Origin of the sequence: Kitasatospora sp. NBC_00039, from assembly GCF_045160625.1 — a bacterium.
Classification (GTDB): domain Bacteria; phylum Actinomycetota; class Actinomycetes; order Streptomycetales; family Streptomycetaceae; genus Kitasatospora.
The window spans coordinates 5,098,630-5,113,367 of sequence record NZ_CP108289.1; the positions used below are offsets into that span (position 1 = coordinate 5,098,630).

Annotated in this window: 11 protein-coding genes; 2 read left to right on the forward strand and 9 right to left on the reverse strand. The window is 70.1% G+C overall.

The annotated features are described in order from the left end of the window. Nucleotides 1–111 precede the first annotated feature (111 nt). Nucleotides 112–741 carry a TetR/AcrR family transcriptional regulator gene (locus OG286_RS22660; RefSeq protein WP_396321899.1) on the forward strand — a complete coding sequence of 210 codons (630 nt, stop codon included), beginning with the start codon at nucleotides 112–114 and terminating at the stop codon, nucleotides 739–741. 73 nt (nucleotides 742–814) lie between these two features. Here the strand turns inward: OG286_RS22660 and OG286_RS22665 are convergent, their stop codons facing one another. Then, nucleotides 815–1,780 (reverse strand): M23 family metallopeptidase, encoded by a 966-nt coding sequence (locus OG286_RS22665; RefSeq protein WP_396321898.1) that lies wholly within the window; start codon nucleotides 1,778–1,780, stop codon nucleotides 815–817. 385 nt (nucleotides 1,781–2,165) lie between these two features. Here OG286_RS22665 and OG286_RS22670 point away from each other — a divergent pair, with 385 nt between their 5' ends. Then, the gene (locus tag OG286_RS22670; RefSeq protein WP_396321897.1) at nucleotides 2,166–3,335 is read left to right on the forward strand and encodes a threonine aldolase family protein; all 1,170 of its coding nucleotides are present in this window, start codon (nucleotides 2,166–2,168) and stop codon (nucleotides 3,333–3,335) included. Nucleotides 3,336–3,451: 116 nt separating this feature from the next. On the opposite strand, the gene OG286_RS22675 is transcribed toward OG286_RS22670, so the two are convergent. The 8 genes from OG286_RS22675 to OG286_RS22710 all read right to left on the reverse strand — a co-directional run bounded on the left by OG286_RS22675 (nucleotide 3,452) and on the right by OG286_RS22710 (nucleotide 14,592). After that, nucleotides 3,452–5,803 carry an immune inhibitor A domain-containing protein gene (locus OG286_RS22675; RefSeq protein WP_396321896.1) on the reverse strand — a complete coding sequence of 784 codons (2,352 nt, stop codon included), beginning with the start codon at nucleotides 5,801–5,803 and terminating at the stop codon, nucleotides 3,452–3,454. 353 nt (nucleotides 5,804–6,156) lie between these two features. Next, the gene (locus OG286_RS22680; RefSeq protein WP_396321895.1) at nucleotides 6,157–8,676 is read right to left on the reverse strand and encodes an ATP-dependent Clp protease ATP-binding subunit; all 2,520 of its coding nucleotides are present in this window, start codon (nucleotides 8,674–8,676) and stop codon (nucleotides 6,157–6,159) included. A gap of 640 nt (nucleotides 8,677–9,316) precedes the next feature. After that, entirely contained in the window at nucleotides 9,317–9,667 is a 351-nt protein-coding gene (locus tag OG286_RS22685; protein ID WP_396321894.1) for an Lsr2 family protein, read from the reverse strand. 92 nt (nucleotides 9,668–9,759) lie between these two features. Beyond that, nucleotides 9,760–10,296 (reverse strand): amino-acid N-acetyltransferase, encoded by a 537-nt coding sequence (locus OG286_RS22690; RefSeq protein ID WP_396321893.1) that lies wholly within the window; start codon nucleotides 10,294–10,296, stop codon nucleotides 9,760–9,762. Between the two features lie 9 nt (nucleotides 10,297–10,305). Further along, on the reverse strand, nucleotides 10,306–10,743 hold the full coding sequence (locus OG286_RS22695) for a BlaI/MecI/CopY family transcriptional regulator (RefSeq protein ID WP_396321892.1): 438 nt from the start codon (nucleotides 10,741–10,743) through the stop codon (nucleotides 10,306–10,308). 120 nt (nucleotides 10,744–10,863) lie between these two features. Then, nucleotides 10,864–10,986 carry a hypothetical protein gene (locus tag OG286_RS22700; RefSeq protein WP_256463529.1) on the reverse strand — a complete coding sequence of 41 codons (123 nt, stop codon included), beginning with the start codon at nucleotides 10,984–10,986 and terminating at the stop codon, nucleotides 10,864–10,866. 4 nt (nucleotides 10,987–10,990) lie between these two features. Continuing rightward, nucleotides 10,991–12,595, reverse strand: a complete 1,605-nt coding sequence (gene lysX, locus OG286_RS22705) for a bifunctional lysylphosphatidylglycerol synthetase/lysine--tRNA ligase LysX (RefSeq protein WP_405366077.1) — start codon at nucleotides 12,593–12,595, stop codon at nucleotides 10,991–10,993. 62 nt (nucleotides 12,596–12,657) lie between these two features. Next, nucleotides 12,658–14,592: a hypothetical protein gene (locus OG286_RS22710; RefSeq protein ID WP_405360266.1), complete on the reverse strand. Its 1,935-nt coding sequence runs from the start codon at nucleotides 14,590–14,592 to the stop codon at nucleotides 12,658–12,660. Between the last annotated feature and the right edge of the window lie 146 nt (nucleotides 14,593–14,738).

Here is a 14,738-nt window from a genome sequence, read left to right on the forward strand (position 1 = left end):
AGCCAGTTTCCCGGCCGGCGGCCTGGGCAGGGAGAATGAGCCCGGGGGTGGGGTGCCCGAGGGGCACCCGAGAACGAGCAGCAGTCAACCGACGCAGTCATGAGGCAGGCCATGGGTACTCCGCACAGCCCCCGCAGCGACACCCGGGCCCGCATCATCGTGGTCGCGCTGGAGCTCTTCTCGGAACAGGGCTACGAACAGACCTCGCTGCGGGAGATCGCCGACCGGCTGGGCGTCACCAAGGCCGCGCTCTACTACCACTTCAAGACCAAGGACGACATCGTCCACGGCATCGTGGAGAGCATGGCCGCGCCGATCGACGAGACCCTCGCGTGGGGCGCCGAGCAGCCGTGGACGCCGGAGCTGCGGGACGAGCTGATCCGGCGGTTCGCGGCCGGCATGTCCGAGCGGGCACCGCTGCTGCGCTTCTTCCACGAGAACCAGCCCGCACTGCGCGACTCGCCGGCCGGGCTGGAGTTCAAGGACCGGATGGTCGCGATGGTCCGCCTGGTGCACGGCCCGCAGGCCACCTTCGAGGACCGGCTGCGCGCCGCCATGTCGCTGTTCACCATCAACTCGGCGCTATTCCTGCTCAAGCAGGACGCCTGCGACGGCGAGGCCGCCGGGCACATCCCGGACGACGCGGTGAGGGCGGCCTCGCTGGAGGAGGCGATGGCGGCCGCGCAGCGCGTCGCCCTGGAGATCGGCGCCCTGATCGACCACCCCGCGGCGCAGGTCTGACCGGCGCGGTCGACACTGACGCCCGAGGGGCGGCCCGGCTCCGGGCCGCCCCTCGGGCGTGTGCGCGGGCGGGTCAGAACCCGGTGACCCCGTGTCCGGAGAGGTACGCGATCGGGTTGATCACCGAGCCGTAGTGGTTGCTGGAGCGGATCTCGAAGTGCAGGTGCGGCCCGGTCGAGTTGCCGGTGTTCCCGGAGCGGCCGATCTGCTCGGCCGCCGATACGCGCTCGCCCGCCTTCACCGAGATCGCCGACATGTGCGCGTACTGCGCGAAGCGCCCGTCGGCGAGCCGGAGCACGACCTCCTTGCCGTAGGCGCCGTCCCAGCCGGCCGACACCACGGTGGCGTTGCCGACCGCGAGCAGCGGGGTGCCCGGGGCGACGGCGAAGTCCACCCCGGTGTGGTACCCGGCCGCGTACTCGGGGTTGGCCACCCCGTACGGGTTGCTGGTCGGGGCGCCCGGGACGGGGGCGGACCACTCGGGTGCCGGAGCGGGTGCCGGGGCAGGCGCGGGCTCGGGTGCCGGAGCCGGCGCGGCCTCGGGTGCCGGAGCGGGCGCGGCCTCGGGTGCCGGAGCGGGCGCGGACGCAGGCGCCTGGTCCGCGGAGGGGGCGGCCGCGGGCGGCTCCGGGGCCTGCAGGTTGGCGGCGACCGCCACGTACTCCTGTGCGGAGCCCTGTTCGTGCGGGAGCTTGTACGTGCTCGGGCCCGCCACCTGGACCAGCGCCGGGGTGGGCGCGGCGCCCTGCGCGACGGTGAACGCCGAGCTGCCGGGGGTGGTGGGGGTGACCGTCTGAGCCGAGGCGCTGACCGGGGTGGCGACCAGCAGGGCGCCGGAGAGTATCACCGCGCTGGCCCCGACCGCGGTGACGGTGCGGTGCCGGTCGGCCCGGAGCGGGCCGCCGGGCAGGGTGTGCCGGGGCGCGGTGAGCGCGTGCAGCGGGGCGGCGTGGGTGCGGACGGCGTGGCCGAGCCGGGGCTGCCAGGCCGCCGCCTGGGTCGCCGCGCGGGCGGCGAGGCGACGGAGGGCCGGCCCCATGGGCGGGACGGAAGACATCGGAAGCTCAACCTCACGGACGTACGGGGGCAGCACAACGAGCCCGTTCGGGCGTGCTGAGCGGGGGACCACTCAGGTGTAACCGTCACCGGGCGGAGTCCCAAACGGTGTGACGTACTACGGCGTGTAGTCGGCGTCGTGCCGGAGATTCAAGCTGACGGAGTAACGATCATGTGATCCGATCGTCCGTTCGGGGGCCGGGCCACTCCGGACGCCCGCTCCCCGCCTCTACTACCGCCGGTCGTACCGCTGTGGACCCCTGTGACCAGTCCCACCCGCCGCCGGGGTTCGGACGTTTCCGCGGCACGAATCCCGGGCACGTGCTCGCACCGCTGACCGGGCGCCCCTGCTGCGGGACCATCGACGCATGTATCCCAACAGGAGCGAATCCACCGAAGGCGGCCACGGCCCGGGCCTCCAGGAGCGCCGCTTCGCCGCGCGGCGCGGCTGCGAACGGCTGCTCTCCGGTGCCCGGCCGCTGAGCCTGCGCGAGCACCTCGCCGCCCTGGCCGAGGACGCCGAGGGCGTGTACGACCTGGACCGGCGGCCGGACATGTACGGCGACGGCGTGGTCCGCGCCCTGGAACAGAAGGTCGCCGGGCTGCTCGGCACCGAGGACGCGGCGTTCTTCCCGACCGGCACCATGGCCCAGCAGGTCGCGCTGCGGATCCACGCCGAGGCCGCCGGGCTGCCGACGGTCGCGACCCACCCGCTCGGCCACACCGAGCAGCACGAACGCCACGCGCTGACCGTGCTCAGCGGCCTGCGCAGCGTCTGGCCCACCGTCGCGCCGAGGCTGCCGACCGTGGCCGAGCTGGAGGCGTTCGACGAGCCGTACGCCGCGATGATCCTGGAGCTGCCGCTGCGCGAGGCCGGGTTCGTGCTGCCGTCCTGGGCCGAGCTGGAGGCGGTCGCCGCGGTGGTCCGCGAGAAGCACCACGCGGCGCTGCACCTGGACGGGGCCCGGATCTGGGAGTCGGCCGTCCACTTCGGCCGGTCGCTGCCGGAGATCGCCGCCACGGCCGACTCGGTCTACGTCTCCTTCTACAAGACCCTTGGCGGGATCAGTGGCGCCGCGCTGGCCGGCCGCTCGGCCTTCGTCCGGACCGCCAGGGCCTGGCGGCACCGCTACGGCGGCCAGCTCTTCCAGCAGTGGCCGGCCGCGCTGGCCGCGCTCGCCGGGCTGGACCGCGAACTGCCGCTGCTGCCCGGGTACGTGGCGCAGGCCAAGACCGTCGCGGCGGCGCTCGCCGATTCGTTCGCGGTCGTTCCGGGGGCCCGGATCCACCCGGCCCCGCCGCACACCCACCAGTTCCAGCTCTGGCTGCCGTACGCCCCGGAGGAGCTGGACACGGCGGGTCTGCGGCTGGCCGAGGAGGCGGGGACGGCGCTGTTCGGCTCCTGGCGGGAGCAGGGCCTGCCGGGCCTGTCGATGACCGAGGTCACGGTGGCGGCCGACGCGCTGGACTGGACCGAGAAGGAGATCGCGGAGGCGGTGGACGCCTTTCTCGCGCTGCTGCCGAGGAGGCCGCTCTGAGGGCCTGAGAGCACGGACCTGAAAAGACGTCCGGCCCGCCCCCGCGGGTGCGGGGACGGGCCGGACGGTGAATCAGCGGTGCCTGGTCAGAGGCTGATCGTCACTGCTCGGTGCGATCAGTTGTCGACCGGGCGGACCCGGATCCAGGTCTCCAGGTAGTTCGAGGACTCGTTCTCGACCTCGATGCTGGTGCCCGTCTTCGGGACGATGACGCTGCTGTACGGGTTGTCCTTCGACCAGTAGTCCTTCAGGTCGCTGAACTCGTCGACGCCCTTGGCCTTCGGGACGATCGTCTCGACGCCGTTCTTGTGCAGGGTCAGCCCGTCGGTCTTGCGCGAGCCGAAGGTCGAGTCGTAGCCCTGGATGCGCGGGCGCATCAGGGTGCCGTCGGCCCACTTGACCGGGGTCGGGTGCGAGTCGATCGGCAGGATCAGACCCTGGCCCGGGTGGTTGGTGACGTTGTTGTCGGTCTGCGACTCGTCCCAGTACCAGATCAGCAGACCGGCCTGGTAGGGGTAGTGCTCCACCCAGCTCGGCTTGGCGGCACCGAAGCCGAAGTTGTACGGGCCGGTCTTGAGGGTCCGGTCGTACGAGATGTACTGGCGGTTCTCGGCGATGTAGTACTGGGCGTAGTCGTTGGAGAACTTGCCCGAGATGCGCGAGAAGCCCTTGGCGGCCCAGCCGTTGTCACCGTTCTCGGCACCGTCGGTGAAGACGGTGGCGCCGTCGGCGGTGACGACGATGTCGTCCAGGGCCAGGCCCTTCAGGTGCAGGCCGCCGTCGGTGGTGTTGTGGAAGCGGACCTTGACGGCCTTGCCCGCGTAGGCGTCCAGCGGGAAGACCAGGTCGCCCCACTTGTTGCCCGAGTTGCCGCTCAGCGACGCCTTGTCGGCGGCGTTGTGCGGGAGGGCGGTGCCGTTGAAGGTGCCCTCCAGGGCCTTCCACGTGGCGCCACCGTCGGTGGAGACCTCGCCGTAGGCGTAGTCGAAGTCCTGCTCCAGGTCGTACCAGGCCTTCGCGGAGAGCGAGCCCGAGGTCTTCCCGGTCAGGTCGACGTCGCGGGTCAGCGTGACGTTCAGGTCGTCGGCGCTGCCGCTCCACCACTCGTTGGCACCCGCGAACGGGGTGTTGATCGTGGTGGTGACGGTCTTCTTCGGCAGGTCGACGACCAGCGCCTGCGGCAGCTTGGAGTTGTACTCCACCGGGCCGATGTGGTGGGTCGACTCGGTGCCGGCCTTGGCCTTGTCGAACTTCAGCCAGCCGAGCTTGAGCTTGCTCCAGACGTCGAGGTCGTTCGGCATGTCGCCGATCGAGTTCTTGCCCTCACCCAGCCAGGAGCCGGAGGACATCAGCGACCAGAAGCCGACCGAGTTGTCGATCCCGCTGCCCGAGGTGTCGTACAGGTCCGGCAGACCGAGGTCGTGACCGTACTCGTGGGCGAAGACACCGAGGCCGCCGTTCTCGGGCTGCATGGTGTAGTCGCCGATCCAGATGCCGGTGTCACCGACCGGGGTGCCGCCGAGCAGGTTGTTCGACGGACCGGTCGAGCCGGCCTGGGTGCCGTAGACGTACGAGCGGTGGGCCCAGAGGGCGTTGTCGCCCTGCTTGCCGCCGCCCGCCGACTGGTCCTCACCGGCGTGCACGATCTGGAAGTGGTCGATGTAACCGTCGGGCTCGTTGAAGTTGCCGTCGTGGTCGTAGTCGTACCGGTCCCACTGGTCGTACTGCGCGATGGTGGACTTGATCTGAGCGTCCGTCTGGCCCTTGGCCTTCTGGTCGGCGACCCAGGCGTTGATGCCGTCGCGGATCAGGTCCTGCGCGTTGGAGCAGACGTGCGAGCCGCAGTAGTCCGAGCCGTAACGGGCCTCGTTCCACGGCACCTTCACCCAGTCGGTGACCTGGCCGTCGACCGAGTAGCGGCCCGAGGACTGCTTCTCGTAGAAGGTCTTCAGCGAGTCCTGGGTCTTGCTGAAGTACATGTCCTGGTAGTGCGACTGGTTGTAGTCGGCCTGCCAGAGCGTCGAGTTGTTGGTCGCCGCGTCGGGCTTCTCGATCTGGTTGTGCTGCGGGCCGGGGTCGCCACCGAACTTGATCTTGCCGTCCGGCGTCTTCGTGGTGTTGTCCACCTGGTCACTGAAGTCGACCAGGATGGTGAAGATCTTGTCCGTGCGCTCACGGGCCAGCTCGACGTACTTGTCCTTGCCGAGCTTGATGCTGCTGCCGCCGCCGTGCTGCTCGATCTGGGCGGTGCCGGCGAGCAGCTGCTCGGTGGCAGCCTTCTGCTCGGCCTCGACCTTCTCGGTGAGCGGGCCCGGCAGGTTGTGCTCAGTGCTGACCTGAACGGCGTCGGCCGGGTCCTGCGGCACCGGGGCGGATCCGGCGGCGAAGGCCGTCCCCGGGAGCAGCCCCGCGCCGAGCGCGGCTATGACCGCGGCGGCCGAAACGGCCGCAGCGGCTTTCCTGGTCATCTTCAACGTTGTGACGTCCTCCCCAAACCGGTCCGGCTCTTGGCCATCCGGTAAACCAATGAAAGACAGGTGGACGACATTTGATCCAAGGGTGGACGGAAAAGATAGACCTTGACCGTGACATGGCCACAGCGCTATGCTCCGCGACTCACTATCAGCTGACGGTCTGTCAACAACATTGGTATTAAAAGATGACGGATGGTTCGATCGTCCCCACACCACCCCCCGATCAGGCTCCCCACCTGCGGCATCGTGGGGTGGATCACAGCTTTTGTGGCAGCACGAAAAACGGTCTGAGCCCCCGACGTGAACGCCGGGGGCTCAGACCGTTTGCTGTTATCTGTTAAATGTTGCTACTTCGTCAGGTCCGGACCCGGCGAGGCAACAGCGGCCGGGGTGTCCGCGACCGCGGACTTCTCCACACCGCGGAAGGTGAACTTGGCCTCCTTGCCGTCACCCTCGACACCGACGACCACGATGTGGCCGGCCCGCAGCTCGCCGAAGAGGATCTTCTCGGAGAGGTGGTCCTCGATGTCGCGCTGGATGGTGCGGCGCAGCGGACGGGCACCCAGGATCGGGTCGTAGCCGCGCTTGGCCAGCAGCTTCTTGGCCTCGACGCTGAGCTCCAGGCCCATGTCGCGGTCCTTGAGGCGGCCGTCCACCTTGTCGATCATCAGGTCGACGATCTGGATGATGTCTTCCTCGGACAGCTGGTGGAAGACCACGATGTCGTCGACGCGGTTCAGGAACTCGGGGCGGAAGTGCTGCTTGAGCTCCTCGCCGACCTTCGCCTTCATCCGCTCGTACCCGGTCTGGGTGTCACCCGTGGCCGCGAAGCCCAGGTTGAAGCCCTTGGAGATGTCCCGGGTGCCGAGGTTCGTCGTCATGATGATGACGGTGTTCTTGAAGTCGACCACGCGGCCCTGGGAGTCGGTCAGGCGACCGTCCTCCAGGATCTGCAGCAGCGAGTTGAAGATGTCCGGGTGGGCCTTCTCGACCTCGTCGAAGAGGACGACGGAGAACGGCTTGCGGCGCACCTTCTCGGTCAGCTGCCCGCCCTCCTCGTAGCCCACGTAGCCGGGGGGCGAACCGAAGAGCCGGGAGACGGTGTGCTTCTCCGAGAACTCGGACATGTCGAGCGAGATCAGCGCGTCCTCGTCGCCGAAGAGGAACTCGGCGAGCGTCTTGGACAGCTCGGTCTTACCGACACCGGACGGGCCGGCGAAGATGAACGAGCCGCCGGGGCGCTTCGGGTCCTTGAGGCCCGCACGGGTGCGCCGGATGGCCTGGGAGAGCGCCTTGATGGCGTCCTTCTGGCCGATGACGCGCTTGTGCAGCTCGTCCTCCATGCGCAGCAGCCGGGAGGACTCCTCCTCGGTGAGCTTGAAGACCGGGATGCCGGTGGCGGTGGCCAGGACCTCGGCGATGAGCTCCTCGTCCACCTCCGCGACGACGTCCATGTCGCCGGCCTTCCACTCCTTCTCGCGCTTGGCCTTGGCCTGCAGGAGCTGCTTCTCGTCGTCGCGCAGGGACGCGGCCTTCTCGAAGTCCTGCGCGTCGATCGCGCTCTCCTTCTCGCGGCGCACGTCGGCGATCTTCTCGTCGAACTCGCGCAGGTCCGGCGGCGCGGTCATCCGGCGGATGCGCATCCGGGAGCCGGCCTCGTCGATCAGGTCGATGGCCTTGTCCGGCAGGAAGCGGTCCGAGATGTAGCGGTCGGCCAGGGTGGCGGCGGCGACCAGGGCGGCGTCCGTGATGGAGACCCGGTGGTGGGCCTCGTAGCGGTCGCGCAGGCCCTTGAGGATCTCGATGGTGTGCGGCAGCGACGGCTCGGCGACCTGGATCGGCTGGAAGCGGCGCTCCAGCGCGGCGTCCTTCTCCAGGTGCTTGCGGTACTCGTCCAGCGTGGTGGCACCGATGGTCTGCAGCTCGCCACGGGCCAGCATCGGCTTGAGGATGCTGGCGGCGTCGATGGCGCCCTCGGCGGCGCCCGCGCCGACCAGGGTGTGCAGCTCGTCGATGAACAGGATGATGTCGCCGCGGGTGCGGATCTCCTTGAGCACCTTCTTCAGGCGCTCCTCGAAGTCACCGCGGTAGCGCGAGCCGGCCACCAGGGCGCCCAGGTCCAGCGTGTAGAGCTGCTTGTCCTTGAGCGTCTCCGGGACCTCGCCCTTGACGATCGCCTGGGCCAGGCCTTCGACCACGGCCGTCTTGCCGACGCCGGGCTCACCGATCAGCACGGGGTTGTTCTTGGTGCGGCGGGACAGCACCTGCATGACCCGCTCGATCTCCTTCTCGCGCCCGATGACCGGGTCGAGCTTGGCCTCGCGGGCGGCCTGGGTGAGGTTGCGGCCGAACTGGTCCAGGACCAGCGAGGTCGACGGGGTGCCCTCGGCGGGCCCGCCGGCCGTGGCCGACTCCTTGCCGCCGCCGGTCTGGTAGCCGGAGAGCAGCTGGATGACCTGCTGGCGCACCCGGTTGAGGTCGGCGCCCAGCTTCACCAGGACCTGGGCGGCGACGCCCTCGCCCTCGCGGATCAGGCCGAGCAGGATGTGCTCGGTGCCGATGTAGTTGTGGCCGAGCTGCAGGGCCTCGCGGAGCGACAGCTCCAGGACCTTCTTCGCCCGGGGGGTGAAGGGAATGTGACCGGACGGGGCCTGCTGGCCCTGGCCGATGATCTCCTCGACCTGCTGGCGAACAGCCTCTAGAGAAATCCCGAGGCTCTCCAGGGCCTTAGCGGCGACACCCTCACCCTCGTGGATCAGACCCAGGAGGATGTGCTCGGTGCCGATGTAGTTGTGGTTGAGCATCCGGGCTTCTTCCTGAGCCAGGACGACAACCCGCCGCGCGCGGTCGGTGAACCTCTCGAACATCGTTTATCGCTCCTCAGAGCGGTCGGGCAGTTCGGGGTCGGTCCCCGCCCTGTCCTTCCGCATGCTAGTCCCGCTCAGCGGCGCGGCCCACGGATTCACTCCCCGGTACGGGAGCGACATGCTGCGCGACCAGCCGACACCAATCCCAACCTGATGCTGGGAGACGGTGTTCCCACAGGTGGGCCGGATGCACCAGATACCGCTACGCCATCGGCGAACATCGCCGGACTCGGCGGATCCGGAACGGCCCCCGGCCGGTCGCACGTACTGCCCCGGGCGGGGTCGAGGACCCCGTCCACCTGCATTCATACCCGGTATCGGGGTGGTTCTCGCGCAGTTTCCGCGGTGGCGGTGTTCGCCTGGCGAGAAGTCGGCCGGCGGTGACGGTGGTTCAGCTGCGGCCGCTGTGGCCGGTAGGCCATCCCGGTGGTGCCTGCGTTACCGCTTCGCCCCTACAGCGTTGCACGGCCTGTGATTGTTCCGCCGCCCGGAACGCCGCCCGGAACGCCGCCCGGACCGGTGCCTGCCGCCCGGGCGTGCGCCGCGGGGCGCGGAGGAGGATCCCTCCGCGCCCCGCGCGTGTGCCAGGAACACCGCCGGCCCGCGCCGGCGCCCCGCACCTGATCCGGCGGCGCCGGGGTCAGGCCGCGTTGGCCTTGTCGTAGGCCTCGCGGACGGTGCTCGGCACCCGGCCGCGGTCGTTGACCTCCAGGCCCTGCTCCTTGGCCCACGCGCGGATCTTGGCGGTGTCCGGAGCGCTGCCGGACGGGCGCGGAGCCGTGCCACGGCCCGGGCGGCGGGCGCCGGCGAGCCGGCCGCTCTGCTTGCGGCCCTTCTCCACGTACGGCGCCAGCAGACCGCGGAGCTTGTCCGCGTTGGCGCTCTTCAGATCGATCTCGTAGGCAACGCCGTCGAGCGCGAACGTCACCGTCTCGTCCGCCGAACCACCGTCGAGATCGTCTTCAAGAATGACCTGCACCCTCTGTGCCACGGGCTTCCCTTTCCGCTAAACGACCCATTGCCTAAGGAAAGGAAAGCGCCTTTCAGCGGAAAACACAAACCCCTGAGGGGGCCGGGAGCCGCTCACAGGTGCAGCAGCATGCGCGAGTTGCCCAGAGTGTTGGGCTTCACCCGCTCCAGGTCGAGGAACTCCGCGACACCTTCATCGTACGAGCGGAGAAGTTCTTCATAGACATCCGTAGCGATCGCCGCCGGGTCTGTCGTACCATCATCGGTTTCCTGGACCTCGCCGATCTCGACGAAACCGTGTTTCGCGAAGAAGGGGACCTCGAACGTCAAGCAGAAAATCCGACGGACGCCCAGCCAGCGCGCGGTCTGCAGCAGCTTCTCCAGCAGCAGGTGTCCGACGCCGTGTCCGCGGCAGGAGGGATCGACGGCGAGCGTACGAACCTCCGCGAGGTCCTCCCACATGACGTGCAGCGCGCCGCAGGCCACCACCGCCCCGTTGTCGTCGCGTTCCGCGACCCAGAACTCCTGGACGGACTCGAAGAGTGTGACGGTGGGCTTGTCGAGCAGAATGCCGTCGCGCGAGTAGGCGTCGATGAGCCTGCGCACTGTCCGCACGTCCGTGGTCCGCGCCCGGCGGATGGTGACCTCCATGGCGGGACGTTATCGCGCCGGCCCCGCCCCGGTCTCCCCGGTATCCGTCCCGGGCCCGGCGGAATCCGGCGGGCCCGGGACGGTCGGGAACAGAGCGGCCACCCGCAGCGCGTCCCGCAGCGCCTCCCGCTGCTCGGGCGACATCAGGCCGAAGAAGTGCACCAGGGCGGCCGCCGGATTGTCACTGGTGGCCCAGGCGTCGTTCATCAGAGCCGCCGTGTACGCCTCGCGGGACGAGACCGGTTCATATCGATAGGCCCGGCCGGCGCGCTCCCGGCGCAGCCAGCCCTTTCTGTGGAGCTTGTCCAGGACGGTCATCACCGTGGTGTACGCGATTTCGCGTTCCGACTGCAGATCCAGCAGAACCTCGCGAACCGTGACCGGTCGGTTCCACTGCCACACCCGGGTCATGATGGCGTTCTCAAGTTCGCCGAGTTGCCGGACCATAGTGCGGCCAGGATAGGGAGTGAATGGGGCAAATCTTGTGAAGTGCTGCCAAACCGGCGCGCCGCCACCCCCGGGAATCGGGAATGGCGGCGCGCCGGTGTCCGCGGGCGGCTGACGGCGTCAGTCGACCAGGTCCTCCTTGGCCTTCTGGGCCCCGCCCTGGCTGCGGATGATGGCCCGCACCAGGAAGCCGAATCCGATCGCCATGACCAGCGGCGGGACGATCGCGCTGACGTAGTCCATCAGGTCACTCCTCCTCGGTCTTCTCCGCCGCGGTGGCGGCGGACGCCTTGGGCTCCGGCTTGACCAGCGGGAAGAGCACGGTCTCCCGGATGTTCTTGCCGGTGAGCAGCATGATCAGGCGGTCCACCCCGAGGCCGAGGCCGCCGGTGGGCGGCATCGCGTACTCCAGGGCCCGCAGGAAGTCCTCGTCGACCTGCATCGCCTCGACGTCGCCGCCGGCCGCGAGCAGGGACTGCGCGGTCAGGCGGGCGCGCTGCTCGACCGGGTCGACCAGCTCGGAGTAGGCCGTGCCGATCTCGGTGCCGAAGATCACCAGGTCCCACTTCTCGGCCACGCCCGCGATCGAGCGGTGCTGGCGGGTGAGCGGGGACACCTCGGTCGGGTAGTCCTTGATGAAGGTCGGCGCGACGGCGTTCTCCTCCAGCAGGCGCTCGACCATCTCCAGCACGATCTGGCCGTGGCCCCACTCCTTCTCGAAGGGGATGCCGTGCTCGGTGGCCAGCTTGCGCAGCTCCTCGACGCCGGTCTCCGGGGTGACCTCGGTGCCCAGGTGGGCGGAGATGCCGGGGTAGACGCTGACCTCGGCCCACGGCTCGGCCAGGTCGATCTCGTGCTCGACGCCGTGCGGGTCCAGGCCGCGGATCACCGTGGTGCCCAGCGCGTCCCGGGCGGCGTTGATGATCGTCGCCCGGATCAGCTCGGCCTGGGTGTCGTAGTCGCCGTAGGCCTCGTACGACTCCAGCGAGGTGAACTCGGGGTTGTGGGTGGAGTCCGCGCCCTCGTTGCGGAAGTTGCGGTTGATCTCGAAGACCTTCTCCGCGCCGCCGACCACCAGCCGCTTGAGGTACAGCTCGGGGGCGATCCGCATGAAGAGGTCGATGTCGTACGCGTTGATGTGCGTCTTGAACGGACGCGCGTTGGCGCCGCCGTGCACCGGCTGGAGCATCGGGGTCTCGACCTCGATGTAGCCGCGCTCCTCGTAGGTGCGGCGGATCGAGCGGACCACCTTGGAGCGCAGGTGCAGGATCTCGCGGGCCTCGGGGTTGACGATCAGGTCGACGTACCGCTGGCGGACCCGGGCCTCCGGGTCGGTCAGGCCCTTGTGCTTGTCCGGCAGCGGGCGCAGGCACTTGGCGGTGAGCGCCCAGTTGTCCACCATCACCGACAGCTCGCCGCGGCGGGAGGTGATCACCTCGCCCTCGACGCCGACCTGGTCGCCGAGGTCGATGTCGGACTTCCAGGCCGCCAGCCGCTCCTCGCCCAGCTTGTCCAGGGAGAGCATCACCTGGAGGTCGCCGCTGCCGTCGCGCAGGGTGGCGAAGCAGAGCTTGCCGCCCGTCCGGGAGAGGATCACGCGGCCGGTGATGCCGGCCCGCTCGCCGGTCGCGGTGTCCGGAGCGAGGTCCGGGTGCTTGGCACGGAGGTCCGCGATGGTGCTGGTCCGGGGGAAGCCGACCGGGTACGGGTCGACGCCGGCCGCCCGGAGCCGGTCCAGCTTCTCGCGCCGGACGCGCATCTGCTCGGGAAGGTCGTCGGTCGCGGGGAGGGGGCTCTGATCGCTCACCCCACAAGGGTAGCCAGCCACACACCGTGCTCCGCCACGGGATATCCGCAGCGCGCGCCGAGAGGGGGAGGGCGCCGTGCGCCCTCCCCCTTTCCGTGTGCTTCCGGTCAGCGCCAGATCACGTAGAACGACGTGCTCGCCCTGGAGACCCGCGTACCGTCGGCGCTCGTGGCCTCGACGTACAGGACCTGGGAGCCCCAGCTGCTCGGGCGGAGGTCGACCGTCGCGGTGCCGTCGGTCGCGGTCACGGTGGAGTTCATGTTGTAGACGTCACCGAGGCCGTAGCGGAACGACGCGGCCTGCAGGCCCGGTTCGATGTCGTCCGTGGTGGCGGTGAACGTGATCCTGGTCGTCTGCCCGGTGTACACGGGCCCGCTGGGATCCGAGATCTTCATCCTGAAACCGGGGTCGTTCCCGTAGCGGAAGTAGCACGGCCTGCTGGCCGCGGAGGCGTGGACCCCGTCCGTGGTGTACGCGTACCAGCTGTACGCGGTGCCCTGCTGGAGGTCCGGCAGCGGGACGCCGATGGTGGACTTGGTCCCGGGATCGGCCGGCTTGCCCGCGTAGGTCCTGGTGCCGGCCGGGCCGGTCACGACGAGCTGCGTCCACACCGGGCCGGTGGCGCCCGGCAGCGCGCCCTGGACGGCGTTGAAGCCGGTCGAGTAGAGGCCCGGGCGGAGCCAGCGGCCCGGGCCGGGGAGGTCGCAGGCGACCGGGTTGTCGTAGTCCATCGACAGCCCGGTCGGGCCGCCCTGCGGTGCGGTGAAGTAGCCGAACACGTCGACCACCACGTCCACCGAGCCGGAGTGGTTGTAGAAGTTGACGTTCCCGGAGCCGTCGACGGGGACGATCACCGTGTTGGCCACGGTCTGCCCCGCCGTGTAGTTCAGGTTCGAGCTGCTCGGCCGCGGGCTCCCGCCCGGGTAGACGTCGAGGTGGCTGGTGGCCGTCGGGCCGGTCGCGGTCACGTTCAGCACGACGGCGCTCACCTTGCCGGCGGGCAGGGCCGGCTCGTCGCCGACGGACCAGCTCAGGATCTCGCCCGGGCCGACCGGGTGGTGGCCCGGGTCGCGGGTGTCCAGGACCCGGGCCGGGCCGGCGGAGGTGAAGCCGGAGCCGCTGGGGGCGCCGGTGTAGAAGCCGAACACGTCCACGACCAGGTCGGCCGAGCCGACGTGGTTGTAGAGGTCGACGCTGCCGTCGGCCCCGAGCGGGACGGTGACGAGGTTGGGCACCGTCCGGCCCGCGGTGAAGTTGAGGTTCGAGGTGACCGGCCGGGCGGTGCCGTGCGGGTACACCGTGAGGTAGCTGGAGTCCTCGGTGTCGGTGGCGGTGACGTTGAGCACCACGGCCGTGGCCCCGGCGGCCGGGACGCGGTTGCGCCCGGCGAGCGCGAGGTTGACCGTGGCGTCGGTGCCGACCGGCTGCGCGGTGCCGCCCGGACCGGTCATGCGGGTGTCCAGCGCCCGCGACGGGGTGACGGGCTGGAAGGTCGAGGCGGTCGCCGCGGGGTCGTCCGTGTAGTAGCCGAACAGGTCGGCGATCAGGCTGGCCGAGCCGACGTGGTTGTAGACGTCGACGTACCCGTTGGACACCGGGACGGTGACCAGGTTGGCGACCGTCTGGCCGGGGGTGAAGTTGAGGTTGGACGTCCCGGGCCGGGGCCGGCCGTCGGGGTGCACGGTGACGAAGCTGTCCTCGGTGGTGTCCGTCGCCGTCACGTTCAGGACCACTGCCGTGGCACCGGGCGCGAGCTGTCCGACCGGGAAGCGGAGGGTGCTGTCGCCGCCGAGCGGCCCCTCGGCCGGGACACCGATGGCGGCCCGGGTGTCCAGCAGCCTGGTGAGGTCCGTCTGGACGAACCGGCCGGGCTGGACGGCCGCGGGCGGGACGGGGTCGCCGGGGGAGACGGCCGGTGCGGCGGACGCCGGCACGGTGACCGCCGCGAGGGCCAGGGCGGTCGCGGCGACCGCGAGGCGCAGCAGAGTGCGCGGCGGTGCCCAGACCCGGGGCCGCGGCGGGTAGGGGGTGGACCGGTCCATCCATGCTCCAGGGATCGCGAGTCGGCGGATCAGGGAGCGAACGATGGCGGACCGCGCACGGTCCGGCCCGGCCACGGGCATCGTGACCGGTGAAACGAACGAAAGAGTGTTCCTGCAGAGCCCGCCCCCACCGGAGGCGTACTCCG

Bases quoted from the DNA above. Each gene is read 5' to 3' on its own strand.
- OG286_RS22690 (WP_396321893.1), bottom strand. From the start codon at position 10,296: ATGGAGGTCACCATCCGCCGGGCGCGGACCACGGACGTGCGGACAGTG.
- OG286_RS22710 (WP_405360266.1), bottom strand. From the start codon at position 14,592: ATGGACCGGTCCACCCCCTACCCGCCGCGGCCCCGGGTCTGGGCACCG.
- OG286_RS22675 (WP_396321896.1), bottom strand. From the start codon at position 5,803: ATGACCAGGAAAGCCGCTGCGGCCGTTTCGGCCGCCGCGGTCATAGCC.
- OG286_RS22670 (WP_396321897.1), top strand. From the start codon at position 2,166: ATGTATCCCAACAGGAGCGAATCCACCGAAGGCGGCCACGGCCCGGGC.
- OG286_RS22660 (WP_396321899.1), top strand. From the start codon at position 112: ATGGGTACTCCGCACAGCCCCCGCAGCGACACCCGGGCCCGCATCATC.
- OG286_RS22695 (WP_396321892.1), bottom strand. From the start codon at position 10,743: ATGGTCCGGCAACTCGGCGAACTTGAGAACGCCATCATGACCCGGGTG.
- OG286_RS22680 (WP_396321895.1), bottom strand. From the start codon at position 8,676: ATGTTCGAGAGGTTCACCGACCGCGCGCGGCGGGTTGTCGTCCTGGCT.
- OG286_RS22700 (WP_256463529.1), bottom strand. From the start codon at position 10,986: ATGGACTACGTCAGCGCGATCGTCCCGCCGCTGGTCATGGCGATCGGA.
- OG286_RS22665 (WP_396321898.1), bottom strand. From the start codon at position 1,780: ATGGGGCCGGCCCTCCGTCGCCTCGCCGCCCGCGCGGCGACCCAGGCG.